At 66.7% G+C, this 20,604-nt stretch carries 16 protein-coding genes; 3 read left to right on the forward strand and 13 right to left on the reverse strand.

Annotated elements, in window-relative coordinates:
• Positions 1–104: 104 nt before the first annotated feature.
• From fusA to AC0Z6F_RS09085, 7 genes are all read right to left on the reverse strand, one after another.
• Positions 105–2,141, reverse strand: a complete 2,037-nt coding sequence (fusA, locus tag AC0Z6F_RS09055; protein ID WP_100434613.1) for an elongation factor G — start codon at positions 2,139–2,141, stop codon at positions 105–107.
• A gap of 414 nt (positions 2,142–2,555) precedes the next feature.
• On the reverse strand, positions 2,556–3,305 hold the full coding sequence (locus tag AC0Z6F_RS09060) for a hypothetical protein (RefSeq protein WP_448122926.1): 750 nt from the start codon (positions 3,303–3,305) through the stop codon (positions 2,556–2,558).
• 64 nt (positions 3,306–3,369) lie between these two features.
• Positions 3,370–4,131, reverse strand: coding sequence for a heme ABC transporter ATP-binding protein (locus AC0Z6F_RS09065; protein WP_006366865.1), 762 nt, complete (start codon positions 4,129–4,131; stop codon positions 3,370–3,372).
• Entirely contained in the window at positions 4,128–5,171 is a 1,044-nt protein-coding gene (locus tag AC0Z6F_RS09070; protein WP_014037165.1) for a FecCD family ABC transporter permease, read from the reverse strand. Before AC0Z6F_RS09070 ends, AC0Z6F_RS09065 begins: the two co-directional genes overlap by 4 nt.
• The gene (locus AC0Z6F_RS09075; protein WP_485617108.1) at positions 5,168–6,217 is read right to left on the reverse strand and encodes a heme/hemin ABC transporter substrate-binding protein; all 1,050 of its coding nucleotides are present in this window, start codon (positions 6,215–6,217) and stop codon (positions 5,168–5,170) included. The genes AC0Z6F_RS09070 and AC0Z6F_RS09075 overlap by 4 nt, the downstream gene beginning before the upstream one ends.
• Before the next feature lie 51 nt (positions 6,218–6,268).
• Complete coding sequence (locus AC0Z6F_RS09080) at positions 6,269–7,645, reverse strand: YncE family protein (protein WP_065723255.1); 1,377 nt, start codon at positions 7,643–7,645, stop codon at positions 6,269–6,271.
• Between the two features lie 122 nt (positions 7,646–7,767).
• Entirely contained in the window at positions 7,768–8,796 is a 1,029-nt protein-coding gene (locus tag AC0Z6F_RS09085) for an alpha/beta hydrolase (protein ID WP_012511009.1), read from the reverse strand.
• Positions 8,797–9,078: 282 nt separating this feature from the next.
• On the opposite strand from AC0Z6F_RS09085, the gene AC0Z6F_RS09090 reads away from it, so the two are divergent.
• Positions 9,079–9,453 (forward strand): hypothetical protein, encoded by a 375-nt coding sequence (locus AC0Z6F_RS09090; protein ID WP_012511008.1) that lies wholly within the window; start codon positions 9,079–9,081, stop codon positions 9,451–9,453.
• A gap of 73 nt (positions 9,454–9,526) precedes the next feature.
• Here the strand turns inward: AC0Z6F_RS09090 and AC0Z6F_RS09095 are convergent, their stop codons facing one another.
• From AC0Z6F_RS09095 to AC0Z6F_RS09115, 5 genes are all read right to left on the reverse strand, one after another.
• Positions 9,527–9,898, reverse strand: coding sequence for a DUF805 domain-containing protein (locus AC0Z6F_RS09095; RefSeq protein ID WP_041864515.1), 372 nt, complete (start codon positions 9,896–9,898; stop codon positions 9,527–9,529).
• Between the two features lie 75 nt (positions 9,899–9,973).
• Positions 9,974–11,272: a replication-associated recombination protein A gene (locus AC0Z6F_RS09100; protein WP_485617109.1), complete on the reverse strand. Its 1,299-nt coding sequence runs from the start codon at positions 11,270–11,272 to the stop codon at positions 9,974–9,976.
• Between the two features lie 297 nt (positions 11,273–11,569).
• On the reverse strand, positions 11,570–12,208 hold the full coding sequence (gene lolA / locus AC0Z6F_RS09105) for an outer membrane lipoprotein periplasmic chaperone LolA (protein ID WP_012511005.1): 639 nt from the start codon (positions 12,206–12,208) through the stop codon (positions 11,570–11,572).
• A 111-nt stretch (positions 12,209–12,319) separates the two neighbouring features.
• Positions 12,320–14,263, reverse strand: a complete 1,944-nt coding sequence (locus AC0Z6F_RS09110) for a DUF3857 domain-containing protein (protein WP_006366708.1) — start codon at positions 14,261–14,263, stop codon at positions 12,320–12,322.
• A 38-nt stretch (positions 14,264–14,301) separates the two neighbouring features.
• On the reverse strand, positions 14,302–16,662 hold the full coding sequence (locus AC0Z6F_RS09115; protein ID WP_153675576.1) for a DNA translocase FtsK: 2,361 nt from the start codon (positions 16,660–16,662) through the stop codon (positions 14,302–14,304).
• Between the two features lie 232 nt (positions 16,663–16,894).
• Here AC0Z6F_RS09115 and trxB point away from each other — a divergent pair, with 232 nt between their 5' ends.
• Entirely contained in the window at positions 16,895–17,866 is a 972-nt protein-coding gene (trxB, locus tag AC0Z6F_RS09120; protein WP_032970167.1) for a thioredoxin-disulfide reductase, read from the forward strand.
• Between the two features lie 101 nt (positions 17,867–17,967).
• On the forward strand, positions 17,968–19,092 hold the full coding sequence (locus AC0Z6F_RS09125) for a GNAT family N-acetyltransferase (protein ID WP_485617110.1): 1,125 nt from the start codon (positions 17,968–17,970) through the stop codon (positions 19,090–19,092).
• A 177-nt stretch (positions 19,093–19,269) separates the two neighbouring features.
• On the opposite strand, the gene AC0Z6F_RS09130 is transcribed toward AC0Z6F_RS09125, so the two are convergent.
• Complete coding sequence (locus tag AC0Z6F_RS09130) at positions 19,270–20,538, reverse strand: hypothetical protein (RefSeq protein WP_485617111.1); 1,269 nt, start codon at positions 20,536–20,538, stop codon at positions 19,270–19,272.
• Between the last annotated feature and the right edge of the window lie 66 nt (positions 20,539–20,604).

Here is a 20,604-nt window from a genome sequence, read left to right on the forward strand (position 1 = left end):
TCATTCGCGCCGCTTCGCAGTAACGAAGCGCAATGCGTGGATACGGAACCCCACCAACGCCTACAAAAAAGGGGAGCCCGCTCACGGGCTCCCCTCGCCTTTCCTTACGCAGCGCGTACCGGCTCGTAGCCGTGCAGGTGCGCCTCGCTGCTCGCCCGACCCTGGCTGAGCGAACGCAGTGCAGTGGTGTAGCCCACCAGCTGCGCCAGCGGCGCAAAGCCGCTGACTTCGGCGCGACCTTCCTGGTCTTCGATGCGGGCAATACGGCCATGGCGACGGTTGAGGTCGCCCACCACATCACCCACCGACGCCGACGGCGAATGCACCGTCACCGCCATCACCGGCTCCAGCAGCTGCGTACCGCCCTCCACCAGCGCCGCCTTGATCGCCTCGGCACCGGCGCGATGGAACGCCATTTCCGAAGAGTCCTTGGCGTGGGTCTGGCCATCGACAAGACTGACCTCGATACCCACCACTGGATGGCCCTGCGGGCCTTCCGACAGCGCCGCACGCACGCCCTTCTCCACGGCGTTGATGAAGCTGCGCGGCACCACGCCACCGACGATGCGGTCGTTGAACACCACCTGGCCGTCCTCGCGCGGCGACACATCCAGCACCACGTGCGCGAACTGGCCCTGGCCACCGGTCTGCTTGACCAGCCGGCCCACAACCCCGGCCATCGCACGCATCGGCGTCTCCTGGTAGGCCACACGCGGCGCACCTACGCCTACGTCGACCTTCCATTCGCTGCGCAGACGCTCGACCATCACCTCCAGGTGCAACTCGCCCATGCCCCAGACCAGGGTCTCCGCCGTGTCGCGATCGGTCTCGACGCGGAACGACGGATCTTCCTGGGCCAGGCTGGCCAGACCCTGCGCCATCCGGATCAGGTCGGCCGCGCGCGCCGGCTCCAACCGCCACGCCAGCACCGGCGCCTGTGCCTGGATGTTCTCCAGGCGCAGCGGCTGCGCACGCCCGCTCAGCGTTTCACCGCTGACAGCATCCTTCCAGCCCAGTACCGCGACGATGTCACCGGCCACGGCCTGCTCGATGTCATGGGTCTGGTCGGCCTGCACCCGCACCAGGCGGCTGACACGCCGCCCCTGCGGATGCTGCGAACTGGCCACGGCATCACCGACCTTCAAGGTGCCCGAGTACAGCCGCACGAAGCTCAGCGCGCCGTGCTGCTGGTGGGTGATCTTGAACAACAGGCCGGCCAGCGGACCGTCCGGATCCGGCGGCAACACCACGTCACCACCTTCGCTTTCGGCGGTCACGGCAGGGCGATCCAGCGGCGACGGCAGGTAATCGACCACCGCATCCAGCAGCGTCTCGATACCCTTGTCCTTGAACGCGGCACCGGCCAGCACCGGCACGCCTGCACCGGCCAGCGTCGCCCGTCGGATCGCCGCCCGCAGCAGTTCCGCATCGATCGCGCGGCCCTCCAGCCAGGCATCAGCCAGCAGTTCGTCGTGGTCGGCCACGGCCTCGACCAGTGCGTCACGCTGCGGCTGCCACAGGGTGCGCGCCGCGTCGTCCCACGGGGTCACCGTGGTTACGGCACCATCCTGCCAGTGCAGCACGCGCTCATCGACCAGGTCGACCCAGCCGTTGAAGTCGCTTTCGCTGCCCAGCGGCACGCCCAGCGCCCACGGCCGCGCCCTCAGCTTGTCCTGCAGCTGCTCCAGCACGCGCTCGAACGAAGCGCCGACGCGGTCCATCTTGTTGACGAACGCGATCAACGGCACGCGATGGCGACGCGCCTGGCGCCACACGGTTTCCGACTGCGGCTGCACGCCATCCACGGCCGAAAACACAGCCACGGCTCCGTCGAGCACGCGCAGCGAACGCTCAACTTCAATGGCGAAGTCGATGTGGCCGGGAGTGTCGATCAGGGTCAGCCGATGCGGCGGCAGGTCGCGCGGCGCCCACTGCGCCTGCACGGCGGCGGCGCCGATGGTGATGCCACGTTCGCGCTCGATCGCCGAGAAATCGGTGGTCGCATTGCCGTCGTGCACTTCGCCGACGCGATGGATCTCGCCGCTTTTCCACAGCAGGCGTTCGGTCAGCGTGGTCTTGCCGGCGTCGATGTGGGCAATGATGCCGAGGTTGCGACGGCGGGAAAGGACTTGGGTGTTCATGAGAAAGGTTCCTGCAAAGCCAACTTCGGGGGCCGCGCACCCCGGTTGGCGACAGGGTGCGCGGCTAGCGTTCGGTCTCGGCGATCTGGTGCATGGCACGTTCTCCTTGCGGTACAGCGGGTTGCGGAAATGGAACTGCGAAAACGAAAAGAGCGCCCCGGAGGGCGCTCTGTCGAAGGTCCTGCGATGGCCGTCTCAACGGCCTCGCGGGGCTCCAGGCAGACACGCCCGTTCCGCGCTTGCGCGGGTCAGGGTGAAAAACTTCAGGAGCGGCATCCGGTTCATGGGGCGCATTCTAGACCTGCCAATCTGGCGCGCAAGTGAATATTGCGCACATTAATAGAACAATGAGGCCGACGGGTCTCGGGGTCGGATCCCTTTGCCACGGGCAAAGGGCTCTGACCCCAGCTCAGCTCACTTGCACTCATGCAGCTTGCGCGCCTCAGCCACGGTTGCAGCCTGGTCGTCCCCCATCGAGATCCATCCCTTCAACGACATCGCCGGATCCACCTGCGCCTGGCGCGGGCCGCCATGGACCACCACCTCGGTCCAGCTGCCGACCGGCGCCAGCTCCGACAGTCGCGCCGCCTGGTCGTCTTCGGTACTGAACATGTCGTCCGGCTCCGCAGGCTTGGCCTTGTTCACGGTCTCGGTCTTGCGTGCCCGGATCCGCAGCGCGCCATCGGCCATGCGCTGGGTGGTGATGTCATGGCGTTCCACCCCGTAGGCCCAGCTGCTCTCACCCGCGCGACGGGTCTCGCTGCCGTCGTCCGCCACCACCACCGCATCCCCCGCCGCTTCGGCCACGGCCGCAAGCGAACCCAGGCCGGACATCATTGCCTGATAGGCAATCATCTGCCGCTGTTCAGCGGCCAGCGCAACGTCACCTGCCTTGCCGGCAGGAATCTGCAGGTACACCGCCTCCCTGCATAGCATCAGCACCTGCTGGTCATCCCAGCTGATGAGCACTTCATCACTGGCGAAATAGCGGGTCGTCACCGGAACCACCGGAGCACTCCCGCCGGCGGAATACCGGCTCTCGATCAGCGAGGCCTGCTCGGCGGCCTTGATCAGGGAGACCGAGGATGCGGACGCGGTGCTGGCGGCGCATACGGAGGCGACCATTGCCGAGAGCAGCACGCCATGTGAAACAGCACGGATCATTGCATCAGTCCATTGAAGAGAACGAACTGCACATCATACGTCGCCAGGCAGAGCACGTTGATGCTCAGGTCACCACCACCAGCGGCACCCCACGCCTTGGGTGCTCCAGCACCACCACATCCTGCTGGTAGACACGCTGCAGGTTGTCTTCGGTGAGCACCTGCAACGGCGTGCCATCGGCCGCCACCCTGCCCTGCTCCAGCAGCACGATGCGGTCGGCATAGCCCGCGGCCAGATTGAGGTCGTGCAGCACCACGATCACGCACGCACCGGCTTCGGCACAGGCGCGGACACTGCGCAGCGTGCGTTCCTGGTGACGCAGATCCAGCGCTGCGGTTGGCTCATCCAGCAGCAGCAGCGGCGTGTCCTGCGCCAGCACGCGCGCGAACGTGGTCCGTGCCGATTCACCGCCCGACAGCTGCTGCACCTCGCGCAGGCGCAGCGCCTGCAGTTCAGCGGCATCGATTGCCGCTTCCACCTGGGCGTCGTCCACAGCTGGATCCGGCGGATGCGGCAGCCGCCCCATCGCCACCACTTCTTCCACGCTGAAGGCGAAGCGCACGCCGTGCTCCTGGGGCATCACCGCACGCTCGCGCGCCAGTGGCCCGGCCTTGTAACCGGCCAACGGCTTGCCGAGCAGGCTTACTTCGCCAGCGTCGGCACGCAGGTCACCTGCCGCCACAGCCAGCAACGTGGACTTGCCCGCGCCGTTCGGGCCGACCAGCGCGGTCACCGTCCCCGGCTCGAACGCGAGCGAGATGCCGTGCAGGATCTCGCGCTGCTGGCGGCGGACCACCACCTCGTGCAGCTTCAACAACACGCTCATGGTGCGGCCTTGCGGCGCTGCTGCAGCACCAGCCACAGGAAGAACGGTGCGCCCAGTGCGGCCGAAAACAGGCCCAGCGGAATCTCCGCCGGCGGATCCAATGTGCGCGCGGCGGTGTCGGCCACCACGATCAGCAGTGCGCCCAGCAGGCCTGACAACGGCAGCAACCAGCGATGGCCAGGGCCGACCAGCAGGCGCGCCACGTGCGGCACCACCAGGCCAACGAAACTGATCGAACCAGCAAACGCCACCGCCGCACCCACCAGCAGCGCACTGAACGCCACCAGGCGGCGACGCGTGCGGGTGACATCCAGCCCGAGGTGCTGTGCCTGGCGTTCGCCCAGCGCCAGCATGTCCAGCGGCGTAGCCAATCGCTGCAGTGCGAACACACCGATGGCGAACAACGGCACCACGGCCGCCACATCGGCCCAGTTGGCGCGCGCCAGCGAGCCCATCTGCCAGAACACCAGCGACTGCAGCTCGCTTTCGCTGGCGATATATGTGAGGAAACCGATCAACGCCGAGCAGAACGCGGCCATCGCGATACCGACCAGCAGCAGCGTGGCGTTGCCCGTGCCCTTGCCGGGCCGAGCCAATGCGTAGGTCAGACCGATTGCCAGTGCGCCGCCAGCGAACGCGGCCACCGGCACCAGCCAACCGGCCGCGCCCGCAGCACCCAGCACGATGGCGGCAACTGCACCCAATGCGGCGCCTTGGCTGACACCGACAATGCCGGGATCGGCCAACGGATTGCCGAACAGGCCCTGCAGGCTGGCACCGGCCATTGCCAGCGACGCACCGACCATCGCGCCCAACAGGGCACGCGGAATACGCAGCTGCCAGACCACAGCGAGGTCGCGGCTGCTGACCGCCTGTGGATCAAGCAGACCCAGCTTCACCGCCAACGCCTGCATCACCTCCAACGGCGGCAGCCGCAGCGGGCCCACGGCGAACGAGGCCAGCACTGCCCCCAGCAGTGCCAGCAACGCCACCAGCAACATCGTCCGCCCGCGACGGCGGCGCCGATCCGCCGGACTCATGCCTTCGGCAACGCCGCCAGGGCCTTGGCCAGCGCCAGCGCACCAGCACCTGATCCGACACTGGTGTACTTCAGCTGCACATCCGGCATCACCCAGACCCGATTGGCCTGCCCGGCCGGGGTCTGCTTCAGCGTCGGGTACGCCTTCCACAGGCCCTCGGCACCGCCGAACAGCTGCAGGTCATGCTCGGTCACCAGGATCACCTCCGGTGCGGCAGCGACTACGCCCTCATTGCTGAGCTGCGAGTAGTTCTTCACACCCGCCTCGGTGCCGATGTTGACACCACCAGCCAGTGCGATCAGCTGCGCAGACGCACTGTCGGCACCCGCAACGGTGGGTGAGCCACCGGCGCCGGTGGCCGACACGTGGATCAGTCGTGGCGCATGGCCCAGGCCCTTGCCAATCGCTGCAGCCTCATCGAGCTGGCGCTGCACCTGCGTGGCAAGTGCCTGCCCTGCTTCGGCCAGCCCTAGTGCGGCGGCGACCTTGCGCACCTTGTCCGGTGCCGGCTGCAGGTCATCGATGACCACCGCCGGTTCGCCCACCTCACGCAGTTTCTTCGCCAGCTCGGTGTGGCGGCGCAGGCTGTTGCCGAGGAACAGCGAGCCCTGCAGGCTCAGCACGCCCTCCACGCCAGTGGTGCGGTTGAACAGGAACTGGTGCGGGGCAGCCAGGCCAGCCTGGGTGGTGGTATTGGTCGGCGCGGCGAACACCTGCTTGTCCAGTCCCAGCGCCTCGATCACCGCGATCACGTCGTCACCACCGGCGATGATGCGGCTGGTATCGGCCACCTCGACGTCGGCGCCGTCATCGGAATGCACCTTGGCCGGCAGCACTGCCTTCTGGTCGCGCACGGCCGGCATATCGGTGCCGGCCACGCGCTGCCAGCCTGCAGGCAACGCAACTTCGCCAGCCGCGGTTGCGGCGGCGGCGGGCTCAACCGGCTTGCCGGTGTCCGAGGGCGTCGATGAACCGCCACAGGCAGCCAGTGCCAGCGAGACAGCCAACGGAAGCGCACACAGGCGCAGACGGGACGCGATGTTCATGCTCGTTCTCCTTGCTGGCGGGGCGACGTGCACGCCGCCCCGCTGTGTGACTTACTGCTTCGGGGTGATGCGGGTGATGCGGTCACCCTTCGGGTCTTCGGCACCGCGCGACTTGTTCACCGCGAACACGTTGCCCTTGCCATCGGCACGGACGTGGTTCGGCAACGTGCCGCCGTCGAGGTTGGCGACCACCTTGCCGTCACCGTTCACCACGGTGACCGTGCCAGCGCCACGGTTGCTGACGTAGGCCAGGCCGGAGGCATCATCAAAGGCGACGTTCAGCGCACCGGCGCCGACCGGCACGTCATGCAGCACCTTGCCGGCGGCCACATCGACGATCAGCAGGTTGTCGGTGCCCTGCGAGGCCACGTACAGGCGGTTGCGCGCTGCGTCGAAGGCCACGCCCGAGGCGCTGATCGAATTGCCCAGGTCAATGACCTTCTCGACCTTGCCGCTGGCCACGTCGATCACCGCCGCTTCCGGGGTGCCGATGCTGACGGTGAACAGCTTGCCGCCCTTCTCGTCCAGCACAAGGCTCATCGGGGTGAACTTGCCGTCGTCCACGCCGGACTCCAGCGTCACCGCCGGCAGTTCCTTGAGGGTCTTGGCGTCGAACACCGACAGATGGTCCTCACCCGTGGCCGAGGCAAACACCTTGCCGTGGGTGCCATCAACCACCACGTCGCGCGCATGCGGCACGGCATCGACCGGGAACTGATGGACCAGCGACAGGTCCTTCTGGCGGTAGACCGCGATGGAGTTCTGGCGGGTGTTGGTGACCCAGACATTGCCGTTGGTGTCATCCACGCCGACACCGTAGACCGCGTAGACCGCGCCATTGGTGCTGCCCGGCACCTGCGCCGGGGTGATCGCCTTGGTCACCTTCAGCGACTTCGGGTCCAGCTTCAACAGCTGCGACTGGGTCACCGGCGGGCGGCCCACGGCCGAGGTCACAAACACCGCGTTGCTGGCGGCGCTGTAGGCGGACTGGTACAGGCCCGGCACCAGCTTGTTGGACTGGGTGGCGAACTGCGCCTGGCCGGACAGCGGCAGCTGCGGCGAGACGCGCAGCTTCAGCACGGTGGCTGCAGCCGGCTGGCTGGCGCGCACCACCACCGGGTGGGTACCCGGCACGGCATCGGCCGGAATGCTCAGCTGGGTCTTGAAGTTGCCATCGGCATCGACCACCAGCGGCTGCGTGTTGAGCACGCTGTCGCCACGCAGCAGGCTGACTTTCTGGCCCGGCACGAAACCGCGACCGACCACGTCGGCAGTGCTGCCGGGAACCACGTTCTCACCGCGAGAGACGACCTCGCCCTTGAAGGTGGCGTTGGCCGGCTGATCGAACACCGGCTGTGCGGTGGCGGTCACGGCCAGCAACAGGCCAGCGGCGAGAGAAGTGAGACGGAAAGACGGACGGAACGACATGGAAGGCTCCTTGCACACGTAGGCCGCGCCACGTGACGCGGGATTCATCGGTTGCCTGGGCCGCTGCACATCGGCAGCCTCGCCTGGGTAGTGGGGTCGCATGCCTTGGCATGCGAAGGGATTCATTCGGCGGCGTTGTCACCACCATTGGGCGCGCCGTCACCGGCGCTGCGGTCGGTCACGCCGTACAGCTCATGCAGCGCAGCGTGGAACGACGCGGGCAGCATCGGGCCATGGCCGAGGCCGGGGAACTCGCGGTACTGCACGCGCATGCCCGGCAGCTTGCCCAAGCGCTCGGACAGCTGCATGGCAGCATCCGGGGTGGCCCCACCGATACGACGCAGGTGCGCGACCACGCGTGGGTTGTTCATGTCGCGCTTGCCGCGATCACCGACGCGCTCGGCGCCACCCAGCATCAGCCACAGCTTCGCCGGCTGCCCATGCGCGTTCTGCACGAACTGCTGTTCCGGATCACCCAGCGCCGCACCCTGGCTCCACCACAGCGACGGACTGGCCGCCAGATAGGACTGGAACGCCGCCGGACGCGTGTACAGCGCATTGAGCACGAACAACCCGCCCAGCGAGTGCCCCCACAACGCTTGCTGCTGCGCGTCGATGCGTGCACGACGCTCGACTTCGGGCTTGATGCGGCGTTCGATTACGTCGAGGAAAGCGGCGGCACCACCGCCGACTGCCTGCGTGCTGCCGCTCTCATCGTCTGCACGGTCGATCCATGCGGTGTAGTCGCGGGTGCGCGCCTTGGAATCGATGCGCAGGTCGTTGTCGTAACCGATCAGCACCAGTACCGGCGGCGCCTTGCGTGCCGCCAGCTCGGCCAGCAGCGGCTGGTCCAGCACCATCGCCACCGCATTGCCATCCAGCGCGTACAACACCGGCAGCGGCGCCTTGCCGGCCTTGGCCGGGATCGCCACATTCACCCGCCAGCGGCGTTGCTGGTCGGGGCTGTCCACCACGAAATGCTCGAAGCGATAGCTGGCCGCCGGCTCGTCGAGCACGGTGTGGCCGATCTTCTGCAGCGGATTGCGCTGCTGGGCGTGGGCGTACGGGGTGGCCAGGAGCAGACCCATCATCAAGGCGGCCAGGCCGCGGGCCAGCGGACCACGGCGCGAAGGCAGGACGAAATGCTTCATCAGCGGCGGCAGAAGCGGCCCAGGGCCGCCGGTTCACAAGGGACCGCAGTCTACCTTAAACGCGAATGATTATCACATCGATCGAACGTCACGCTGTGTATCACGCGCGCGACGACCCGGTTGCGCTGGGCACGGCATTTCCCCTATTTTGCCGGCCACCGGGGCATTGGATCGCCCCGCTTACAGCGCAGCCATGGAGGGCGGGCAGTCTGCCGCCGATCCGGTCGCGTTCATCCGCGCCATGACCGCCATGGGATTGGATCCCATGATCGTGAGACTCTCTTGAAGCACACCACCCTGATCGCACTTTCCCTCGGCCTGCTCGCACCGCTGGCCGCCCATGCCGCGCAGGATCTGCCGACGCTCTACCAGGCCTATGAAGAGGCCGGCTATTCGACGCTGAGCATGGAACAACTCAACCAGACGGTGACCTTCACCGCCGTCGCGCTGGGTGTTTCCAGCAACCTGCAGGGCGAGCCGCTGATCGAGGCCGGCGATGACCAGGGCAATGTCCTGGCCCGGCTGACCACCGACGATGCGCAGCAGGCCGCCAAGCTCAGCGCGCTGGAAGAAGGCACCACCTTCACCGCCAGCTGCACGCTGCAGTTCAGCTCCGGCTCGGACTATCTGTCGTTCGGCGATTGCACCCTGAAGTAACGACGAAGCCGGCGAAACGCCGGCTTCTTTTCTTTGCCTCTGTAGAGTCGAGCCATGCTCGACTCACGCAAGGTCAGGGCCCCGTGGGCACCGGACCATATGCGTTCTCCTGCGGCGTACCCGGCAGCAGTGCGAACACGAAGATCACCAGGCCACCGAACGGAATGAAGGCCAGCAGGTACATCCAGCCCGACTGGTTGCAGTCATGCAGGCGGCGCACGGTGACAGCGATGACCGGCAGGAAGGTAGCCAGCCAGAACACGACGAACAGGATGATCGACGCGATGCCCAAGCCATCGGACTGCATCACCAACCCGGCGATGAGCGGCACCATCAGCACGGCGGAGACGATCAACAGGAACAGCTGGAACATCCAGTACTCGCGACGGTTGGCACGACCATCGAACTGGGCGTAACGCTTCAACGGCAGAATCATTTCCTGCACGGCATCAATCCTTGAAAAAGTAGCCGCGCAGTGTGCCAAATGCAGACGCGCAGAACAATGTGGCGTCGAGCCGGCTCAGCGGCCCTTCACGACCCGCGCCGCCTCGCGCTCGGCGCGCAGCCGATCCAGCTTTTCCTTCAGCTTGATTTCCAGGCCGCGCGGCACCGGGTTGTAATACACGCGCTCGCCCATCGCATCCGGGAAGCCGGTCTGGTCCAGTGCGATGCCGCCTTCGGCGTCGTGGTCGTACTGGTACTCGGCGCCGTAGCCCAGCTCCTTCATCAGCTTGGTCGGCGCATTGCGCAGGTGCAGCGGCACTTCTTCGGTGCCACTCTCGCGCACATCGGCCTTGGCCTGGTTGAAGGCCGCATAGCCGGCATTCGACTTGGCGGTACTGGCCAGGTACAGCACCAGCTGAGCAAAGGCGAGCTCGCCTTCCGGGCTACCCAGCCGCTCGTAGATGTCCCAGGCTTCCAGCGCCATGCTCTGCGCGCGCGGATCCGCCAGGCCGATATCCTCGATGGCCATGCGGGTCAGGCGGCGCGCCAGGTAGGACGGATCGCAGCCGCCATCGAGCATGCGGGTCAGCCAGTACAGTGCGGCATCAGGATTGGAGCTACGTACCGACTTGTGCAGTGCCGAGATCTGGTCGTAGAACTGCTCGCCGCCCTTGTCGAAGCGACGGGTGCGATCGGCCAGCACTTGGGTCAGGGTCTGCGGGGTGATGCGACCGCCCTCCCCGCCCGCCAGCTCGGCGGCGATCTCCAGCAGGGTCAGCGCACGACGCACGTCACCATCGGCGGCGGTGGCGATTTCCAGCAGTAGTTCGGGAGCGACCTCGATGCCCTCCTCGCCCAAGCCGCGCTCGCGGTCACCCAGCGCACGTTCCAGCGCCTCGACGATGTCGGTGGGCGAAACGCCTTCCAGCACGTGCACGCGGCAACGCGACAGCAGCGCCGAGTTCAGCTCGAACGACGGATTCTCGGTGGTGGCACCGACGAACAGGATGGTGCCGCGCTCGATGTGCGGCAGGAACGCATCCTGCTGCGCCTTGTTGAAGCGGTGCACTTCGTCCACGAACAGCACGGTACGCCGCCCTTCAGCGAAACGCTGCGCGGCCTCGGCCAGCACCTGGCGCACTTCCGGCAGGCCGGACAGCACGGCGGAGATGGCGCGGAACTCGGCGTCGGAATACTCGGCCAGCAACAGCGCCAGCGTGGTCTTGCCGCAGCCCGGCGGCCCCCACAGGATCATCGAATGCACGCGACCGGATTCGACCGCGCGACGCAGCGCGCTGTCCGGCGCCAGCAGGCGCTTCTGCCCGACCATCTCGTCGAGGGTGCGCGGGCGCATGCGCTCGGCGAGCGGGCGCATATGTTCCCGATCAACGCTCAGCAGATCGGGGCCGGGGAAGGAAGTTGAACGATGTCTTGCCACACGGCCATTGTACCGCGAGAGCGTGCCAACCAAGGTTGGCACCCACCAGCGCCAGGCCGTGATCGGTAACGGATCAGGCCGCAGGATCGGTAGTGCCGGCCGCTGGCCGGCAGATCAAATACGTGTCAACCAAGGTTGACACCCACCAAGGCGGTGCCGGTTGACACCTTCCGAGGCGGTGTCGATTGACACCCGCCAGAGCAGGTAGCGCCGGGCCATGCCCGGCGTGCCCCATCAATTACCGATGACGTCAGTGCCCTTCGGCGGGGTGAAGCTGAAGGTGCCGGCAGCAAAGCCCGGGTTGCGCTTCCAGCCGCTGAAGCTGATCACGGTGCGCTGGCCGACGGCATCAGTGATTTCCATCTTGGCCAGGCCCTGGGCGTTGAAGCCCAGCGCGGCATACTGGAAGCTGGCTTCGGTATCGCGCTTCGGCGACAGCGACAGCCACTGCAGGCCATCACGCTGTGCGGCTTCTTCGCTGAGGTCGTACTGCTGTTCCAGCAGCGCCGGGTTGATCAGCGCGGTCAGCGGGCTGTTCTGCTCTTCCTTGCCCTGCTCGCGTACGGTGGCCTGCTCCAGGTCCGGCTCGTACATCCAGACCTTCTTGCCGTCGGCCACGATCAACTGTTCGTGCGGGCGCACGTACTCCCAGCGGAACAGGCGCGGCGCCGAAAGAGCCACGCGGCCGCTGGTCGACTCCTTCACCTTGCCGCGGCTGTCGAACACCTGCTGACTGAACTGCCCGTCCAGGCCCTTCAGGCCGCTGGTGAAGGTCTTCAGGTCATCGCGGGCGCCAGCCCAGGCGCTGCCGGCAGCGGCGCAGGCCACGGCCAAGGTGGTGGTGGCAAGGAAACGGCGGAGGCGGAAGTTCATGCGAGGATCCTGTAGGCGCGGGCGCCAGGAAAGGTGGTTGCCAGTGTGCCCGGGCAAAGATGAATGGGCGATCAGGGCGACATTATGCCGCCCTGAACGTCCATCGGCGATTCAGCCGCCGGAGCCCGGCAGCTTGCCGTACAGCACCTGACCACGGAAGCCACGCCGCACTTCTCGATACAGCGCGCGGAACGCCGGGTAGTCCTGCGGTTGGCACAACGCCTCCGGGCCACGCACCGCATTCTGCTGCAGGCGGTGGTGCACGATCACGTCCTGGCCTTCGCGGCTCCAGTCCACCCGGTACTCACCGGCGGCGTTGGTGAAGCGCTGGCTGGCCGGGATGGCGATGATCGGCGCATTGGCCGGGAACTGCAGGCGATAGGTTTCCTCGCGCAGGCTGGCATTGCAGTAGAACGGCGTCTCATTGGCCGGTGCCGAGGCGGTGGCGTACAGGCCGCGCACCGATTCACCACCCGGCGGGTCCGGCACGGCCATGCCGCCGGCCACGCTGAAGTCGGCGTAGTCCTCAGCCTGGAAGGCCATGCGGTAGCCGAACGGCCGGGTCAGGTCGACCGGCACGCCCTGGATCTGCAGCTGCCCTCGCCCGTCGAAACCGGACGCGGCCATGATCTGCTCCTCGGCGCGCGCGCGGTTCTGCGCGTTGAGCTGGGAGAACTGGGCACGCATGCCGATTTCGGCGTTCTCGCCCAGCTTCGGAATGGTCTCGCCGCGCAGGTTGCCATTGGCGTCGAAGGTGAAGCGCACTTCCATCGAAGTGGCATTGCGCTGCGGCGTGTTGGCCGGGGTGCGCGCCAGGCTCGCATCGCGGGTGCGCATCACCGGTGCGCCCAGGTCACCTTCCGGCAACTGCCCGAAGCGCGCCCAGGCGGTGGTCGAATCCAGGTACAGGTCGAACTCGGGGATGTAGGTGATGGCGTGATTGAAGCGGCCCAGTACCGGGATCTTCGGCAGGGTCGGGCCACCGCCGGCACCGATCAGCACCGGCGAACTGGCGATACCCTTGGCCGCCAGCAGCGCCTCCAGGATCGTCACATGGTCCTTGCAGTCACCATAGTGGTTGTCGAGGACGCTCTGCGCGCTGTTCGGCTCCAGGCCGCCATTGCCCAGGTACACCGCCACATAGCGGATGTTCTGCGCGACCCAGCGGTACAGCGCGTCGGCCTGCTCGCGGCGGTCGCTGATGCCGGTGGTGATCTGGTCGGCCAGCGCCTGCAGTTCCGGGGTGACCTGCGCGGCCGGGCCAGCCTTGAGCTGGTAGGCACGGCCCATCTGCGACCAGTCACGATAGGTGCTGGCCATGATATTCGGGCCGAACTCCCAGCCTGCCGCTGACCAGTTCTGCGCTGGCATGGCCTCGCGCCGCTGGTAGCGCCAGCGCCACTGCGCCTGGCCATTCTTCACCGTCGGGCGATCACTGCCCTGCACACCACGGCTGTCGACGAACATCGGCAGGTTGGCCGGCGCACTCAGGGTGACCTCAGCGTCCTCGTACTCGGTGAAGACGTTGAAGGTCTCCCACAGGCCGAAGTAGCCCGGGAAGTATGGGGTGGCCTGGGTACGGCGCACCTGGTAGTACAACCGCGTACCGGGGGCCAGGTTCGGGAACACGATCACCCGTACCTTACGGTCGGCATACATCGCCGCCGAGGCGCTGGAATAGCTCTCCTGGGTGTAAATGCGGTCGGCCGGTACGTCGCGGCGCTGGCCGTCGGCAGTGATGGTGTAGGCGCCAAGTACTTCCAGCGTCTCCATCTTCTCGCTGTAGCTCAGCCGAACCTGGCTGAACTGCTCGACGGAGGCCTTGGTCTTGAGCAGGACTTCGTAGGTTTCGGTCTGCACATTGCCCGCATCAGGCCGCACCTGGTAGTCGGCGCGGTAACGGACGATGCTGAAATTATTGCTGGCTTCGGTATCGCCGCTGGTGGAAGGCGGCGCCGTGGCGGGCGCGGAGGTGGCGGTGTCTGCCAGTGCCGGGCCGGCAGCCATCAGGGCTGCCAGCGCCAGTGCCAGCGCGCTTGGTACGGGTTGAAGCATGCGTCGGTTCCTTGGACGTCGTGGGGATACGTCGGGTCTTACTTCGGCGGCGGCGGTGCCAGCACCGTGCGGTCGCCATTGTGCTCGGGCGAACTGACCACGCCGGCCGCTTCCATGGCCTCGATCAGCCGCGCTGCACGGTTGTAGCCGATCTTCAAACGGCGCTGCACACCGGAAATCGATGCTCGACGGGTCTCGGTGACCACGCGCAGCGCCTCGTCATACAACGGGTCGGACTCGTCACCGGAAGAACTGTTCTCGGGCAGGCCGGTGGCGCCGACGACCACGCCGTCACCCATCGTCTGCACTTCGTCCAGCACGCCATCGACATAGTCGGCCGGGCCCATCGCCTTGAGGTGTTCGACCACGCGATGCACTTCCTCGTCGGAGACGAAGGCGCCATGCACGCGCTCGGGCATGGCGGTACCCGGCGGCAGGTACAGCATGTCGCCGTGGCCGAGCAGGGTTTCCGCGCCGGACTGGTCGAGGATGGTGCGCGAGTCGATCTTGGAACTGACCTGGAACGCGATACGGGTCGGGATGTTGGCCTTGATCAGGCCGGTGATCACGTCCACCGACGGGCGCTGGGTGGCCAGGATCAGGTGGATGCCGGCCGCACGCGCCTTCTGTGCCAGGCGCGCGATCAGCTCTTCCACCTTCTTGCCGACGATCATCATCATGTCGGCGAATTCGTCGATGAAGATGACGACGAACGGCAGCGTCTCCAACGGTCGCGGTGCCTCACCCAGCTCCGGGTTCGGCTTGAACAGCGGGTCCATCAGCGGCTGGCCGGCGTCCTGGGCTTCCTTCACCTTCTTGTTGAAGCCGGCCAGGTTGCGCACGCCCACCGCGCTCATCAGCTTGTAGCGGCGCTCCATCTCGGCCACGCACCAGCGCAGGCCGTTGGCGGCCTCCTTCATGTCGGTCACCACCGGCGCCAGCAGGTGCGGGATGCCCTGGTAGACGCTCAGTTCGAGCATCTTCGGGTCGATCATCAGCATCCGCAGGTCTTTCGGCGAGGCCTTGAACAGCAGGCTCAGCACCATCGCATTGACTGCCACCGACTTGCCCGAACCGGTGGTACCGGCCACCAGCAGGTGCGGCATGCGCGCCAGGTCGGCCACGGTCGAGCGGCCGGCGATGTCCTTGCCCAGCGCCAGGGTCAGCACGCTGGCCGACTTGTCGTACTCCTTCGAACGCAGCAACTCGGAGAGGTAGATCATCTCGCGGGTGACGTTCGGAATTTCCAGGCCGATCACCGACTTGCCCGGAATCACGTCAACCACGCGCACCGATTTCACCGACAGGCCCCGCGCGATGTCCTTGTCCAGCGAACTGATCTGGCTGACCTTGATGCCCGGTGCCGGTTCGATCTCGAAGCGGGTGATGACCGGGCCGGGGTTGGCGCCGACCACCTGGGCATCGATGCGGAAGTCCTTCAGCTTGAACTCGATCTGCCGCGACAGCGCGTCCAGGGTTTCCTTGTCGTAACCCACCGGCTGCGGCTTGGGGTCATCCAGCAGCGCGAGCGGCGGCAGGTCCGAGCCATCCCCGTTGACGCCACGGAACATCGGGATCTGCGTGTCACGCTTGGCGCGATCGCTCTTCTCGATGACCGGCTCGGGGCGCGGTTCGATCTTCACCGGCTCGCGCTTGGCGCGCACCTCGGCATCGGCCTTGCGCACTTCCTGGCGCTCCTCGCGCATCACCCGGGTCTGCTTCCACTCGGTGACTTCTTCCTTCTTGCGCTCCAGCAACGGCGCCAGCGACATCACGCCGCGGCCGATCTTCTCCATCACCACGAACCAGGACAACCCGGTGGCCAGGGTGATCGAGGCCAGCAGCAGCACCAGCACGAACAGGTTCGCACCCAGCGCGCCGAAGCCCACCGTGAGCGAGTTGCCGACCAGCTTGCCGAGGATGCCGCCGGCATGGGCCACGTCGCCACTGAACAGGCGCACGTGCAGGAAGCCGGTGCCGGCAATCAGGAAGCCGACCAGCCCGACCAGGCGCAGTGCCGGATCCAGGTCGTTCTCGCCCTTGCTCTCGCGCTTGAGCCCGAACATGGCGATCCACGCCAGCGCGCCCAGCACCACCGGCAGCAGGAACGCGATGTAGCCGAACAGCTGCAGCAGCACGTCGGCGATCCATGCACCGGCGCGGCCGCCGAGGTTGTGTACCGGCGCGACCACGCTGCCGGTATGCGACCAGCCCGGATCAGTGGCTGAATACGTGAAAAGACTGGCCGCCAGGTACAGCAGCGCCGGCGCGATGGCGATCAGGCCAAGGTCGCGCCAGAGACGCTGGCGGCGTGGATTGTCGGTCGTCGCCGCCGCGGCCGTGCGACGTGACGCCTTGCTGTCGTCGGACTTGGAGCGTTCGGGGACCTGCTTCGCCACCTTAGACCATACCTTTGGAATGCGCTGTTAGTGATTGATAATAAATGAGACGGCGTCAGTTTTCAGTTATGCGACATTGGACAGGGCATTTGACCGCCAGAACCACCGCTGGATGACGGCGTTCTGTTCATCGGCTTGAATCGCCCTGCCCCAGCCGCCACTCTATGACCAGCCACGGATGCTGCGCAAATATCGCCAGCGCCTTGTCCCATCTACCTTTTCGCGAGTTTACATGAGCACCAGCCTGCCCTCCCGTCACCAGCGCCTCGTCATCCTCGGTTCCGGCCCGGCCGGCTGGACCGCCGCCGTCTACGCCGCCCGCGCCAACCTGAAGCCGGTCGTCATCACCGGCCTGCAGCAGGGTGGCCAGCTGATGACCACCACCGAGGTGGACAACTGGCCGGGCGACGCCCATGGCCTGATGGGCCCGGACTTGATGGCGCGCATGCAGGCTCACGCCGAGCGCTTCGAGACCGAAGTCATCTTCGACCACATCCACACCGCCGATGTGTCGCAGCGCCCGTTCAAGCTGATCGGCGACAGCCACGAGTACACCTGCGACGCCCTGATCATCGCTACCGGCGCCACCGCCAAGTACCTGGGCATCCCGACAGAAGACGAGTTCAAGGGACGCGGCGTCTCCGCCTGTGCCACCTGCGACGGCTTCTTCTACCGCGACCAGGACGTGGTCGTGGTCGGCGGCGGCAACACCGCCGTGGAAGAGGCGCTGTACCTGTCCAACATCGCCCGCAAGGTGTACCTGGTCCACCGCCGCGACACCCTGAAGGCGGAGAAGATCATGCAGGACAAGCTGTTCGCCAAGGTGGCCGCCGGCAAGATCGAGACCGTCTGGCACCACCAGGTGGAGGAAGTGCTGGGCAACGAGGCCGGCGTGACCGGCGTGCGCGTGAAGTCCACTCTGGACGGCACCACCCGCGACATCGACGCCCACGGCTTCTTCGTGGCCATCGGCCACCACCCGAACACCCAGCTGTTCGACGGCCAGCTGGCGATGAACAACGGCTATCTGGAAATCCGTTCGGGCCTGGGTGGCAACGCTACTCAGACCTCCGTGGAGGGCGTGTTTGCCGCCGGTGACGTGGCCGACCAGCACTACCGCCAGGCGATCACCTCGGCCGGCTTCGGCTGCATGGCCGCACTGGACGCCGAGCGCTACCTGGACGCACAGGGCAAGGCCAGCTGAGAGGCGAACCTGCTTCTGTAGAGTCGAGCCACGCTCGACTCATGCAAAAGGCCGACGCCCATGCGTCGGCCTTTCTGTTTCATCTACCCTATCCTTCCTCCATGCCCTCCCCCCGCTTCCTCGACTCCCTGCAGTCCATTCCCGCTACCGACTGGGATGCCCTGCACGACGGGCAGAACCCGTTCGTCAGCCACGCCTTCCTCTCAGGCCTTGAACAGCACGGTTGCCTGCGCGAGGACTGGGGCTGGCAGCCCCGGCACTTCACACTGTGGGAGGGCGACACTCTGGTCGGCGCCATTCCGGGTTACCTGAAGACCAACTCGCACGGCGAGTTCGTGTTCGACCACGCCTGGGCCAACGCCTATGCCCGCCACGGCCGCGACTACTACCCCAAGTGGCTGGGCGCGGTGCCGTACTCGCCGGTTACCGGCCCGCGGCTGCTGGCCCGTCACGATCCGGAGCGCGCCGCGTTATTGACGGCATTGCGTGATGCGTTGCCGGCACTGGGCGTGTCGTCGGCCCATATCAACTTCCACACCGCGGTGGACGAGGCGCTGTTCGGCGATGACTGGCTGCTGCGCGAAGATGTGCAGTTCCAGTGGCAGAACCCGGGTGACTGGGCGACGTTCGACCAGTTCCTCGGTGCGATGGACCACAAGCATCGCAAGAACATCCGCCAGGAACGCGCCAAGGTCACCCGCCAAGGCATCACCTTCCGCGTGGTGCATGGCGACGAGGCCAGCCGCGCCGACCTGCAGGCGATGTACCGCTTCTACCTGCAGACCTTCCTCGAGTACGGCAATGCCCCGGCGCTGACCGAGACCTTCCTGCGTCATCTGGCCATTTCATTGGGTCAGGGGCTGGTGCTGTTCCTGGCCGAACAGGACGGCGAGCCGATTGCCGGTGCGCTATGCCTGCGGGGTGGAGACACGCTGTACGGCCGTTACTGGGGCGGCGCCACCCTGCCCGGCCTGCACTTCGAGGCCTGCTACTACCAGGGCATCGAATACTGCCTGCGCGAAGGGTTGACCCGCTTCGAGCCGGGCGCACAGGGCGAGCACAAGCTGGCGCGGGGCTTCCTGCCGACGCTGGTGCGCAGCCGGCACTGGATGGCCGATGCGGATTTCGCCGAGGCGCTGCAGGAGTGGTGTCGCCAAGAGCGGCGTGACGTGCGGCGTTACCAGCAGGAGCTGCAAGGGCATGGGCCGTTCCGCGCAGGAACGTAGAGCCGAGCGTGCTCGACCTGGGCGCCGCCAAAAAGCGTGCCAACCAAGGTGGGCACCTACCGGGGCAATAGGCTGCGCCAAAAAGCGTGCCAACCAAGGTGAGCACCTACCGGAGCGATAGCGAGAGCCGCGCGCGTCCATCTGGCGCCTGCCAGAGCGGTGGCGAGGACACTGTACTCAGGTGCACTGCCAGAAGTGCCCGCTCACCCGGCACTTTGCACACCAGAACGTATAGAGCATGCCGCCGCTGCCCCACAGCAGCGTGCCCTCACCCGTGGTCGGCAGTGTCGAATCCAGCTGCATCACGAACGGCATCTCTTCGCCACAATCGATGCACGCCGGGTACCAGGCACTCTGCACCCAGCTCGGCGCGCCGCCCACGCGCGACAGGTTCTGTCGATGGTTGGACTGGCCCCAGTCCTGTTGTTGCCAGCGCGCACTGTCCATGGCGACCAGACCCACCTCGGCCTGCATCAGGTCGCCGCTGTCGGTGGGGGTGCTCGGCACCTCGAGGTACTGGCTGGGGTGGCGGCCGGGCTGGCCCGCGGCATCGTGGCGATAGAAGCGCACGGGCGGTTCCTCCCATCCACAACAATCCAGGCACAGGCCAAGCGTGACCTCACCGGACGCGCCCGGCTGCAGCGCAGCAGCATCGGTCTGCAGCAGCCGCTGCAGCGGCGCGTGACAACCACCGCACAATGCTTCCAACGGCCCACCCATGCGGCCGGCGTGATGCACCTGGCCACCATTCCAGGTCGGGTGCAGGCGCCAGATCCGTTTGCGCCAGCTCGGCTCGTCCGCCTGCTGCGCGCGATGCTGCTCGCGACCGAAGCGGAGGTGCAGCGGCCGCTCCCCATGCAGGCGCCGCGGCTGCGGTCCGTCGGCAACGCCGGCCCAGTGCGCCCAGACCTCGGCATCCAATCGCCCCCAGTCGACCACGTAGCCGCGAGCAATGGCGTAGGTCTCGGGCTGGGCGGCGAGCAGCAGCGCCCGGGCCCGCGCCATTTCGCGATCGTCATCGGCTTCAGCCAGGATCTGCGCCCACTGTGCGGCAGTGGCAGAAGGCAGGCCCTGCCATACCTGTGAAGCCAGCTGCAGCTCATCCTCACTGGCGATCGCCAGCAATGCCTCCCAGTCGTCCTGCAGCAGCTGTGGCGCCTGATAGCTGGCGAACTCCATCACGCTGGCCAGCAGCTCGCCGCGCTCGCCATCACGATAACGACGCCATGCTTCGGCCACGACTGCGGGCACTGCATCGTCCGGCAGCAGGTCCAGCGCCATGTCGAGGAAGGCTGAGCCCGGCGAGCGTCGCGCCAGTGCCTGCAGCATCAACACACCGAGCTGGCGCGGCTGCTCAGTGGCCAGCATCAGCAGCATGCTCTGGCTGTCATTGCGCGTGCGCGGGGTGTCGTGCACATCGAGGATGGCGGTGATCGCGTCGCTCATGCGTGGGCTCCTTGCCGTAGGACGCTGATGGTGCCAGACATCACCGATCGCCACGACGAATACAAT

Source organism: Stenotrophomonas sp. 1L-E-5-B-C3 (assembly GCF_057292075.1).